Here is an 11,186-nt window from a genome sequence, read left to right as displayed (position 1 = left end):
TTACCGGGACAGTCTGCCGATTGACTCATAATGACGGAATTTAACGACAGTCCCTAATTTATTTTTATTTATGAAAAAAAGTACAGTAATGCTTTGGGCAATCTTTGGAGCACTACTCATGGGTTGCTCAGACGAGGAGATTGCGAATGTGGAAACCTCCTCACGAAATGCGATTGGTTTTAACGTGTTAAGTAATGCGGCGGAAACGAGGGCTACCCCTACTACCAACACCAACTTGAAGAACACCGATTTCGACGTGTTCGCTTTTACGGCGGATGGTACTGCCTTCATGGGAAAGGTCGACACGGAATTTGGACATGACGGAGTGAATATCGTGTACAAAGATAATAAGTGGGATTATAAAAATGCGGGCGATCTTCGTTATTGGCCTACCGAGCCTTTGGACTTTTACGCGTTCAATCCCGGAACGGTTGATGAAGCCATGCAGTGGAGTTATATGTGGGAAGCCACCAAGGATACTCAAAAGATAACTTATTCCTGCTCCGATGAGTATGGATCTGGTATCAATGCTCATGAAAACTACGACGTGATGTATGCCATAGCCAAAGGCCGGACAAAAGACAAGAACAACGGAGTAGTGAAATTTAACTTCAAGCATATTCTGTCACAGGTCGTATTCAAAGCAAAGACCGAATACGATAACATGCAGGTGAATATAAAGGACATCAAGATTTTTAATGTAAAAATGGGCGGCGTCTACACATTGCCTGCGACAGCCGATGGAACGGGAAGTTGGGCTGTGGGTGATTGGCCTGAAAGCTCTACAGGAGGAGGTTTTATTACCGTAGTGCAAGGCAAATCCATCGAGGTCAATAGTAATACCACAGCTACCGATATTTCCGAAAAAACTCCTATGCTGAATATACCACAGAAGCTGACAGCATGGAAAGTTTCCGAAGAAGCCACCAATACCAAGATAAAAGCCGACGGTGCGCATCAATGTTACCTGTCGATCACCTGCAAAATCCAGCAGTCCGGAGGTTATCTGTTGGGTTCAGCAGATAGTTACGGAACAATTTATGTTCCGTTCGGAGATACATGGGTAGCGGGCAAGCGTCATATCTACACGTTGATTTTCGGTGGTGGTTATACTGATCAGGGAGTGGCTGTGTTGAATCCGATCCAGTTTGATGCAGAGACAACAGGCTGGGTTGATGCAGATAAAGACGTAAACGTCCAACCCCAACCTTAATCCAAACGTTTATTAATATCGTACCCGTTGGCAGGTTAAACATACGCAAGATTAATCCTGCCAACGGGTTCTTTATAGGGAATCGCATTTTCAATATACTTTTTGATGTGTAGGGGTGCTTTTTGCGTACCTTTTTCCTGGAGAATTTCTTTTGTGGAGTGTTTGCCCTGTATATTCCCGATACGCTGTTATAGCAGGGAACTGTTTTTATCCAAGTAGTCAGATATAGCCTCTTGCAATACCGATTTTAGCGAATCGCCTTTGCGGATCGCGATCAGCTTTAAGTTCTGGTGATAGGTTTCGTCCATGACAAAATTACAATGCACGGTTTTCGCTTTCTTCGGCTTTTGAGCCTCTTTTTGCCCGGCCGTGGATTGGATCAGGCTGTCTAATCCCCCGGTCAGCCCGGCCGACATACTGTTTTTTAAATCGTTCTTCTTTGCCATATGGTTACTTTATTTCTGTTAGCAGTTCGTTACATACCTTTTCGTAGTCCTCTGCCCCGGCAGATTTGGGGGCATAGTGAAAAATATCCTGCCCTTGTGTCGGGGCTTCGGCCAGCGCAATGGAGTTGCGTATATGGGTGCTGAACACTTTGCCCTGGAATGTTTCCTGTACCAGTTCCGAAACGCTCTTGTTCAGGTTCTTTCTTCCGTCGTACTGGGTTATCAGAACCCCGGCTATCGAAAGATCCGAGTTCAAACGTTGCTGCACCTTGTGGACGACCTGCATAAGTTTGGCCATTCCACGCATTGCCAGGAATTGAGCCTGAACCGGGATAATCAGCCGATCCGAGGCCGTCAGTGCGTTAAGCGTGAGCAGCGACAGCGAGGGGGGACAGTCGATCAGGATATAATCGAATTTCTCCTTTTGGCCCTTGATAAGGTGGGCTAAGATAAGTTCCCGCCCGGCCTCGTTGATTAACTCCGTTTCAACGGCCGAGAGATCCAGGCAGGAGGGAACGACGCTAAGGCCGTCCTTATGCTCGTAGATCGGCAGGTCGTATTCGCCTTTCATCGCGCCGTAGATCGTTTGGGGAAGCTCCGCAGAGAAGCCCAGCGATTCAGTCAGGTTGGCTTGTCCGTCAAGGTCGATCAAAAGAACCTTGTACCCTTTTTGACGTAACGCGCCGCCCAGGTTGATCGTGGTTGTAGTCTTTCCTACTCCCCCTTTGTGATTCAATACGGAGATTACTTTTGCTTTGCTCATAAATTCAGTTTTTTAAATGGTTGTCATGTCCGCAAATATAGTCAAAAACTAATATACTAAAATACTAAAAGTAGTATTTTTCGTTTTTTGCGTGTTTTTTGTGCCGATCGGGGAAGCGTACCGAAATAAATCCGGTTTCCACCTTTCGGTACGTTTTGTTTCTGTACCGGAATTAATCAAAGATTAGAATAACCATAAATGTTTTTATACGTTAATCATACGTATGTATATATGTATATATTTGTTTTTGAGTATCTTTGTGTGCTATAAATAAAAAATAAAAGACATGAGCACTTATTCGTATAAAAATCCGAAGTTTATAAATTCCCCTAAAGGGATGGTTGAAGTTGTAGAAGTGATTTATGACGGCAAAGATGATCCGGCCTATTCACTGGCTATTATTAAATGGGAAAATACCTATAAATTAGGTATTCGTTGGAACATCGCTTATAGTGAATGGGACGATTACCGCAAACAGAACGGGCAAGATGAATGTATAGGTAATCCACAGTCGAGAGGTATTCCCACCTGGTTTGTTTTGCCCGATGATATGATGTTTAGTGAGAAGTTCAGCGGTGCGATGCAGAGGCTTGATGAATTAAGAAAAGGTAAATAAGTAATGGAACAGGGAGAAATCATATTATACCAGCCGGATGAAGCGGTCAAGTTGGAAGTGAGGCTGGAAGATGAAACCGTTTGGCTGACACAGGCGCAAATTGTGGATCTTTTTCAATCCAGCAAAGCAAATATAAGCGAGCATATAAAAAACATATATGATCAGAAAGAATTAGAGGAAAGTTCAACTGTTCGGGATTTCCGAACAGTTCGACAGGAAGGCAAACGGCAAGTGATGCGCAATCTGACTTATTACAATTTGGATGCGATCATATCCATTGGGTTTCGTGTCAATAGTAAAAGAGGTATTTTATTTAGGCAATGGGCGAATAAGGTTTTAAAGGACTATCTTTTAAAAGGGTATTCCATTAATAAACGTTTGTCAGAACTTGAAAGGACTGTCGCTCAACATACCGAGAAGATAGATTTTTTTGTGCGTACTGCCTTGCCCCCGGTCGAAGGCATTTTTTATAACGGCCAGATTTTCGATGCGTACAAGTTCGCTACCGATCTGGTAAAGTCGGCCAGGCGTTCGATCGTGCTTATCGACAACTATGTGGACGAAACGGTCTTGCTCATGTTGAGTAAACGCAGCGTCGGTGTCTCGGCCACCATTTACACCCAGCGTATCACGCAGCAACTCCAACTTGATCTTGACAGGCATAACAGCCAGTACCCACCTATCGACATCAGGACGTACCGGGACAGTCACGACCGTTTCCTGATCGTTGATGAAACGGACGTGTACCATATCGGAGCCTCGTTAAAGGATCTGGGGAAAAAGATGTTCGCTTTCTCAAAGCTGGATATTCCGGCGGCTGTGATTACTGACCTGTTATAATATCCTTTGTCTTATGAATGGGCTGTCGCAAAAGAAAAACCCGTTCTTGATGAACGGGTATATCCTTGACTTGGTTACGTGTTTTGATAACAGAGGCTTTACCAAGCATTACAATGCAAAGATAGTAATTATAGGTTAATTAGCGAATTTCTTTTTTGGATAGATCCGGAAATAATGCCTCCTTGAAAGAGGTGGATAAGGTGATTAAAACAATAGATAAGGAAGAACAAAAGCAAAAGGGATGAATGTGGTTATTTATTCACGTGTAAGCTCGCAGTCGGCCAGGCAATCGACCGAACGGCAGGTTGTCGATCTGGAGAGGTTCGCAGCCGGACGGGGGTACGAGGTGACGGCGGTCTTTGAGGAAAAGATAAGCGGACGAAAGGCCAATATCGAACGCCCGGTTTTAAGCCGTTGCCTGGAATACTGCACAGATCCGCAGAACCGGGTGGATATGTTGTTGCTGACCGAGATCTCACGCCTGGGGCGTTCAACCCTGGAGATCCTAAAGTCACTCGATACGCTGCACACGCATAAAATATGCGTGTATATTCAAAACCTGAACCTGGAAACGTTACGGCCGGACAAGACGGTAAACCCCTTGTCCTCTCTGATCACTACCCTGTTGGGGGAACTGGCCGCGATCGAACGCCAGGGGATCATCGACCGCCTTAATAGCGGACGGGAGTTGTACATCCAGAAAGGGGGCAGGCTGGGACGGAAGCCGGGAAGCCGGAAAACGGCCGAACAGAGGAAAGAGGAATACCGGGAGGCGATCGCCTTGTTAAAGAAAGGCTACTCGATCCGGAACGTGGCGAAGCTCACGGGAAAGGCCGTTTCGACGATACAACAAGTAAAAAAAGACTTCATTAGTAGCTGATTATCGGAACAAATATTGTATTTTTGCAACAAATACGAGTAAATGCACATAATTAAAAACGAGTATTTACACGTGTCTAAAAACGAGTATTTGCACGAAAATAATCAGAATCTAAATAAAAACGGTTATGGCAACAATGGCGGAGAAAATGGCGGCTTCACTGGAGGAATTAAGAAAGCTCCAGGAGAAAGACCGCTGTGTCGTCCTGCAAGGGACGGCCGAGATAGGGAGGACGCATTTAACCCGGCTGTTGGATAACGGCTGGTTGCAGGAAGCCTAATCCGAAGCCGTCTTTTGCGGCGGCATTTGAAAGACGTTCAAATGCACCGAATACTCGTTGTTGCTCATCTTCGGTCATGCCCGTACCGGTATCTTCAACGATAAGTTTCAGCAAACCGTTATCATAATCCGCTGCCAATGATACACTACCGTTATCCGTGAACTTGATGGCGTTTGACAACAAGTTGTTGCCGATTTGCAGGATACGTTCCTTGTCGGTCAAAACCACCGCATCGGTGTGGCTCTCCACTATCAAAGTCAGCCCCTTGTTCATGGCAATGGGCATGAACTCCGTTTCAAGAATATGCGTGATTGCGGAAATCCTGCAAGGGGAAAGGTTGGGTTGCTCCTTGCCGTTGTCCAGACGGAAGAAATCCAGCAGCGTGTTGAGCATCTCCCGCATACGCTCGGAAGATTGCCGGATATTATCCACATACATGGTGCTTTTATCCGCGCTACAACTTTTCTGCATCAGTCCGGCATAGCCTCATTTTGTCAATCGTATTTTTTCGTGGTAGAAGTAGTTTACGATGACAGGTTTGCCTTTTTCCGAGCGTCCGTATGGCAGATCGTTTATACGATACGGGAAGCCCTGCTCCTTGGCGTAATTTGAAATGTCCTGCTCCAATGCCTGCCAGTATTCAAGCCTTTTTTTATTGTAAATTTCCTCGTAAAGCGGTATGAGGTCAGGATACTTCTCACGGATATACGTCATTATCCCGCCTTTGAACTGCCCGCGTAAATTCAGGTTTTCAAGCCAGATTAAATCAGCATAATCTTTTACCTCCTCTATTATTGCCTTTACGTCTGTTATTCTGGGGAATATGGGCGAGACGAAGCATACGGTGCGGATACCTGCCTCGTATGTCTGACGCATCGCTTTCAGACGGCGTTCAATGCTTACGGCGTTGTCCATATCTGCGCAGAACTGCTCGTCGAGCGTATTGACAGACCATGACACAGTCACTTTGGGAAAACTCTTCAACAGGTCGAGATCGCGAAGGACAAGATCGGACTTTGTGCATATCATAATCTCGGCATCGCTTCCTCGCAGCTCTTCGAGCAGCCTTCGGGTACGGTGGAATTCTTCTTCATACGGATTGTAACCGTCCGTCACAGACCCTATTACAACACGTTCACCGTCGTATTTATGAGGATTCGTTATCGGCTTCCAGTTTTTTACATCTAAAAACGTACCCCACGGCTCGGTGTGCCCGGTGAACCGTTTCATGAACGATGCGTAGCAATACCTGCAGGCGTGGGGACACCCTACATAAGGGTTGACCGAATATCCTCCCACCGGCAGAGAGGATTTGGTCATTACACTCTTTACATCTATTTCCTTTATTGTATCCATATTCATTGTATTCGTCTGGTAAATTGTTCCGGCAATTCCTGAATCATTCTTTCGTCGCCCATAATCGGCAGCAAATCCTCTTTCATGAACACCGGTATGCCATGAGCCTTTGCCTGTTCTGCAATGCTAAGCACCCATTCGGGGCGCGAATATGACTTTCCTTTTCGGTTTCCGGTCTCTGTGCCTATGACAATCCAGTCAATTCCCTCGAAATCAATCTCGCCGATATCATCGAAGAGAGGTTCAAACGTGACATGGTAGTGTCGTGCTTTGATATTCTTTTTCAAATCATCAATCCTCCTTTTCTCGGAACTGCGCGTAACGGTCACGCCCATCCATACGTTCTCGTCGTCAGAGGAGAAACTGATTTTGTCAGGGCGCTTCGTCAGAAAGATATAGGCGTGCTGGGGATTGCTGCTGATCCGCTCGAAAATTTCTGCGTTCCATTCAGGCTTCCAATCGGAGAAATCGCTCATTCCTGTCATGAGCCCCACACATGAGGACGGGACGTATCGATGATGCGCAGTTTTCGTTCCATGTATTCAGGCACGGAAAAGTCGTCGGTAATGTGGAAACGGCGGCAGTTGTTACGGGCATAGCAGTAAGGGCATCCTATAGTGCACCCTACCACTATGTTCATGTTTTTTATCAGGGATTTAATGCAGACACTCATAACACAACTGTTTCTCCGTCCTCCGGGATAATCAGCCGGCTCATGTCGGCTTCGTGATGCGTTGCCTCATTGCGCAGAATTGCACGGGTGGTCTGGCAATGGTCGATGGCATCCATGTGTACGGCTATCAGCTTGATATGCGAAGGCAATTCGTCAAGTATCTGCATCACTTCGTTCTCGTCGGGGATGATAGGACCGTCCGTTTTGGAAAATTCGGGAAAGATTGCACCTCCGGAGTTTACCACGATATAGTCAGGATTGAACCGTTCCACGGTGTCTCGGATACATGCTTCCCATCGGCAGTCACCCATTATATAAACGGTCGGGAAGCCCTCGGCTTTTAGCACATAACCTGATACAGGTCCCATCATCTGCCCGATCTGCCCGAAACCATGATGTCCGGTCGTGCGGTAAATGGATATGCCGTCTATTGTTTTTATTTCTTCGATGGGTATCACATTTGTAAATCCGTCGTTTCTGATGGCGTCCGCGTCCTGGGGCTGAACGTAGAAAGGAATTTCTTTGGGCAAATGTGTGGGGACACTCGGCTCGTAATGGTCGATGTGATTGTGGGTCAGGAGCACCATGTCCACGCCTCCGATAATATCCTGAATAGGAATGGTGAGGTGTACCCTCGGTGTTTTATTCACACCGAGGGCCGATATCAAAGTGCCTTTGTCGGCTAAAACGGGGTCAATTAGCATGGTGTGTCCCGCATACCTGATTTTCAAGGTGGCATTGCGCACCAATTGTACTGTAGATGTCTTTTTCATGACTATATGTCTTGTTATTGATTACGGGTGCAAAGTTCGGAAGAATCCGGCGAAACATCTATGCCTGAAAAAACGGTAATTATGCCATTTTGATAAATGAAATTATTATCTTTGCAAAAACGACAAGGATATGGACGAGATAATCAACCCTGATCGACTGGTCAGCGTACCGTTCAACAAGACACGCTGCGGCGTGGATTTTTACATCAATACTGCCATAAACAAGGACATCGGACTTGTGCTGACAGAAAACAAGCGGTTTAAGACAGACTTCTTCAGCTTCTACTTTTTCCGTAAGGCAAACGGATATTTGCTACTGAACTTCCGCAAGATTGAACTGCGCGACGGCATGGTTCTCCTGCTTTCACCCCATCAGCAACAAGAGTGGCATGTAGATGAGACGGCGTTGGATTACACGTTCCTTATATTCCGCGAAGATTTCATGCGTACTTTTATCGCCGACAAGTTCTTCGTTTTTCGCCTTTTGTATTGTTACCAGACAGATACGCCGCCTTACATCAATGCCACACATGACGAAATGAAGGAATATATGCGGCTGCTCGGAAAGATTAAGTATGAGCTGATGAATCCAGTGTCCGATACGTACAATATCATTGTTTCCTTACTATATTATCTTTTGCTGATTATCAATCGTACATACGCTGCCGCCTATTGCTTGCCCGCTGAAATTGCTAAAAACAATTTCGCTTTTCGGTTCAAGGACTTGTTGGAACAGAATATCCGCACCCACCAGCGGGTGCAGGAATATGCAGACATGCTTCATGTCAGTCGCATCACACTCAATAACTCAGTAAAAGCCCAATTCGGAGTATCAGCTACCCATTTGATAAAACAACGTCTGCTTGAGGAACTGAAGAACGAATTGCTATTCTCCAACCGCACTGTCAGTGAAATGGCGGATGATTTCAATTTCTCTGATCCGAGCCATCTCATGCGCTTCTTCAAACAGCAAACAGGCAAAACATTTACTCAGTACATGACGGATTACAATAAAGGCATATACGAATAACTTCTTAATATAGTCGATAGCGGCTATCGAAATATGGTTGTTGATGTTCAGGCGTTTTTGTACTGCATGAACCATTTTACGATTTCTGGATCTTCGTGCGAGCCGAGTAAGAAAGGCTTGTCGGTATCCAGCGTCTTTATCCGTGCCATGTCGTCGGCCGACAGGGTGAAGTCTAATATGTCGAGATTCTGCTTCATGCGTTCCGGTTTCACAGACTTAGGAATAATTATGCACACTGATATTTATCGCGCCCGGACAGGTGTTCGGTGCGGAAGATGACGGCATGCAGTTCCAACCAGATGGCTACCTGCTTATGTTCCATCCCGACCTGCTGCGGAATACACCTCTCGGGCGGATAATGCGTGAATATTCGTTCTTTTCCTACGAGACAAACGAGGCATTGCACCTTAGTGTGGAAGAACGGCAAATCATCATGGATTGCTTCCACAAGATTCAATATGAATTGAACCATCCGATACACCGTCACAGCAAGAACCTCATCACAGACAGCATCAAGACGTTCCTTGATTACTGCACACGTTTCTATGACCGTCAGTTCATCACACGCGACAACCAAAACCGAGACATCCTCGCAAGATTTGAGCGGTTGCTTGACGAATACTTCCATGATGGGGCTGCTAAACGGATAGGCTTGCCCACTGTACAGTATTGTGCAGACAAGCTCTGCCTCTCGCCCAACTATTTCAGTGATTTATTGAAAAAAGAAACAGGTTCAACCGCCCTGCATTTCATTCATGACAAGTCTATTGAAATAGCCAAGACGGAACTTGCATCTACAGACGACACCGTTAATGAAATCGCCTATAATCTCGGTTTTCAGTACCCGCAACATTTTACCCGACTGTTCAAGAAAGAGGTAGGTTACACTCCGAATGAATATAGAGCGCAAGTGTCGTGAGAATTGGATTAGTACAGAATATTAGAACCCAACACCTCTCTTGCGCTTAACTTTCTTCCTTCTGCGAAGTATATCCACCATTTCCTGATTGGCTTCCGCATCAGCAGTGTTATAAGATGAGCCACTGCTTTTTAGCAATCCCCAAGAGCCGTTGAACAACTCGCTTTGTGCCGTGCCGGACGGTGCGCTTGGTGTAGCCGTTTCATATATTCCGGCTGTTATTCCCATACGTTCCCTGCATCTGTTGTGCTGCAAAGCCGCGTCAATCTTGGAATAACTGAAACGCCTGTCCACTTTGGAGCCGTTGAAATGGTAGCCATTCATGGAGAATACAACACCCTGCACCTCGCTGGTCTGCCCCTTATGCTTGAAATGTACTTCCACTCCCTGCCGTTTCAGGTTGGCGATAAGCACGTTCCAGTTGCCGCATCTGCCGACTTCCATTTTGATGATGTCGTAAAGCGCATATTTCGTCCTGTCTGGCTCTTTCAGGCGGTTGCGTTTGACATTGTCCTTTCCGCCAGCCATATGCAAGCCGTATTTCAAGGTCAATTCCTTGCAGATGCGGGTACTGCGCAGACGCTCGTGCCTGTCCGATATGGTATTGCCGTTGTTGTCTATGCGGTTGAAAGCAATATGCACGTGCGGATGCTCCTTGTCGAAATGCTGGGCGATGAAGAACTGCGTATTCTTGATTCCCATCCGTTCCATATATTCAAGCGCGATGCCTGCCATGATACGGTTCGTCAGCCGTAACTCATCCTCTTTGGAAAAACTCAACGCGATATGTCCGACAGGTTTTGTCACCTTATCGTTCATCCGTGACTGGGCATTGAAACTCATGGCGATAGTTTCCAGATTTTCCATAAACAAGCCTTCGCTTGCTACTATCTGCGTATCCTTCTTCTTGTCGATGATGTAATCCACCGCACCCTTGAAGTCGCTTCCTTTTACGATTTTCGCCATCATATCCCTATCTTGGTTATAAGTTCATGAATCCTTGCCACTGCCACCTTGCAGTCCCACCGTTCATCGTGGAAGCCTCCGGCGTTTGCCTTACGCGCAAGCTGGTTGAGATTGTTAGCCATGCCGCAGAGTTGGCGGATGTATCCGGCATGTTCCTCCGACAGCCGTTCTTTCACATGACCGTTACGGAAACATTCCCTCATGTACTCGCTTGGTGATACGCCCGCCTCATGCGATCGTGTCAGCAGGCGGAAGTAGTCGGCTGCCGTCATTTTCACTGCGATACGGTATTTCAGTTTCTCGGTTGCTGTTAATTCTTTGTATTTTCTTACCTGCCTCAAATCCGCAACTAAGCCCTTCAACGTCCTTCTTGCGTGTACACGTCCTCTCATTACTGAATTATCAGATAAATTGAGGCAGAAACACCCACT

Annotated in this window: 13 protein-coding genes and 2 pseudogenes; 6 read left to right on the top strand and 9 right to left on the bottom strand. The window is 46.2% G+C overall.

The window, feature by feature from the left end; genetic code table 11:
- The first annotated feature begins 70 nt into the window (after positions 1-70).
- Positions 71-1,213, top strand: coding sequence for a fimbrillin family protein (locus tag DWY55_RS19530; protein WP_120178288.1), 1,143 nt, complete (start codon positions 71-73; stop codon positions 1,211-1,213).
- A gap of 188 nt (positions 1,214-1,401) precedes the next feature.
- On the opposite strand, the gene DWY55_RS19525 is transcribed toward DWY55_RS19530, so the two are convergent.
- Entirely contained in the window at positions 1,402-1,659 is a 258-nt protein-coding gene (locus DWY55_RS19525) for a hypothetical protein (RefSeq protein ID WP_005648607.1), read from the bottom strand.
- Between the two features lie 4 nt (positions 1,660-1,663).
- The gene (locus tag DWY55_RS19520) at positions 1,664-2,422 is read right to left on the bottom strand and encodes a ParA family protein (RefSeq protein WP_007564630.1); all 759 of its coding nucleotides are present in this window, start codon (positions 2,420-2,422) and stop codon (positions 1,664-1,666) included.
- A 286-nt stretch (positions 2,423-2,708) separates the two neighbouring features.
- Between DWY55_RS19520 and DWY55_RS19515 the strand changes: the two genes are divergently transcribed.
- The 3 genes from DWY55_RS19515 to DWY55_RS19505 all read left to right on the top strand — a co-directional run bounded on the left by DWY55_RS19515 (position 2,709) and on the right by DWY55_RS19505 (position 4,758).
- Positions 2,709-3,038 carry a hypothetical protein gene (locus DWY55_RS19515; RefSeq protein ID WP_007564632.1) on the top strand — a complete coding sequence of 110 codons (330 nt, stop codon included), beginning with the start codon at positions 2,709-2,711 and terminating at the stop codon, positions 3,036-3,038.
- Positions 3,039-3,041: 3 nt separating this feature from the next.
- A complete protein-coding gene (locus DWY55_RS19510) occupies positions 3,042-3,878 on the top strand; it encodes a virulence RhuM family protein (protein WP_007564633.1) in 837 nt (278 codons plus the stop codon).
- A gap of 241 nt (positions 3,879-4,119) precedes the next feature.
- The gene (locus tag DWY55_RS19505; protein ID WP_007564634.1) at positions 4,120-4,758 is read left to right on the top strand and encodes a recombinase family protein; all 639 of its coding nucleotides are present in this window, start codon (positions 4,120-4,122) and stop codon (positions 4,756-4,758) included.
- Between the two features lie 274 nt (positions 4,759-5,032).
- Here DWY55_RS19505 and DWY55_RS19500 read toward each other — a convergent pair.
- The 4 genes and pseudogenes from DWY55_RS19500 to DWY55_RS19485 form a co-directional block, all read right to left on the bottom strand.
- A pseudogene (locus DWY55_RS19500) lies at positions 5,033-5,524 on the bottom strand (sensor histidine kinase); the annotation flags it as partial.
- Positions 5,525-6,400 carry a radical SAM mobile pair protein B gene (locus DWY55_RS19495; RefSeq protein WP_004329298.1) on the bottom strand — a complete coding sequence of 292 codons (876 nt, stop codon included), beginning with the start codon at positions 6,398-6,400 and terminating at the stop codon, positions 5,525-5,527.
- Positions 6,397-7,067: pseudogene (locus tag DWY55_RS19490) on the bottom strand (radical SAM mobile pair protein A). The gene DWY55_RS19495 and the pseudogene DWY55_RS19490 overlap by 4 nt, the downstream one beginning before the upstream one ends.
- Entirely contained in the window at positions 7,064-7,840 is a 777-nt protein-coding gene (locus tag DWY55_RS19485) for an MBL fold metallo-hydrolase (protein WP_004329300.1), read from the bottom strand. Before DWY55_RS19485 ends, DWY55_RS19490 begins: the two are co-directional and overlap by 4 nt.
- Positions 7,841-7,970: 130 nt before the next feature.
- Between DWY55_RS19485 and DWY55_RS19480 the strand changes: the two genes are divergently transcribed.
- A complete protein-coding gene (locus DWY55_RS19480; protein ID WP_004329302.1) occupies positions 7,971-8,870 on the top strand; it encodes a helix-turn-helix domain-containing protein in 900 nt (299 codons plus the stop codon).
- 47 nt (positions 8,871-8,917) lie between these two features.
- Here DWY55_RS19480 and DWY55_RS22095 read toward each other — a convergent pair whose 3' ends face one another.
- The gene (locus tag DWY55_RS22095; protein WP_004329303.1) at positions 8,918-9,067 is read right to left on the bottom strand and encodes a hypothetical protein; all 150 of its coding nucleotides are present in this window, start codon (positions 9,065-9,067) and stop codon (positions 8,918-8,920) included.
- A gap of 62 nt (positions 9,068-9,129) precedes the next feature.
- Between DWY55_RS22095 and DWY55_RS19475 the strand changes: the two genes are divergently transcribed.
- Positions 9,130-9,789 carry a helix-turn-helix domain-containing protein gene (locus DWY55_RS19475; protein WP_004329304.1) on the top strand — a complete coding sequence of 220 codons (660 nt, stop codon included), beginning with the start codon at positions 9,130-9,132 and terminating at the stop codon, positions 9,787-9,789.
- Positions 9,790-9,810: 21 nt separating this feature from the next.
- Here the strand turns inward: DWY55_RS19475 and DWY55_RS19470 are convergent, their stop codons facing one another.
- Both DWY55_RS19470 and DWY55_RS19465 read right to left on the bottom strand, forming a co-directional pair.
- On the bottom strand, positions 9,811-10,758 hold the full coding sequence (locus tag DWY55_RS19470) for a relaxase/mobilization nuclease domain-containing protein (protein WP_005868790.1): 948 nt from the start codon (positions 10,756-10,758) through the stop codon (positions 9,811-9,813).
- Complete coding sequence (locus tag DWY55_RS19465) at positions 10,755-11,147, bottom strand: MobC family plasmid mobilization relaxosome protein (protein WP_005868789.1); 393 nt, start codon at positions 11,145-11,147, stop codon at positions 10,755-10,757. Before DWY55_RS19465 ends, DWY55_RS19470 begins: the two co-directional genes overlap by 4 nt.
- Between the last annotated feature and the right edge of the window lie 39 nt (positions 11,148-11,186).

It is taken from the genome of Bacteroides sp. AF25-38AC, from assembly GCF_003602995.1.
GTDB lineage: Bacteria > Bacteroidota > Bacteroidia > Bacteroidales > Bacteroidaceae > Bacteroides > Bacteroides uniformis.
This window is presented reverse-complemented; position numbering and strand designations above follow the sequence as displayed.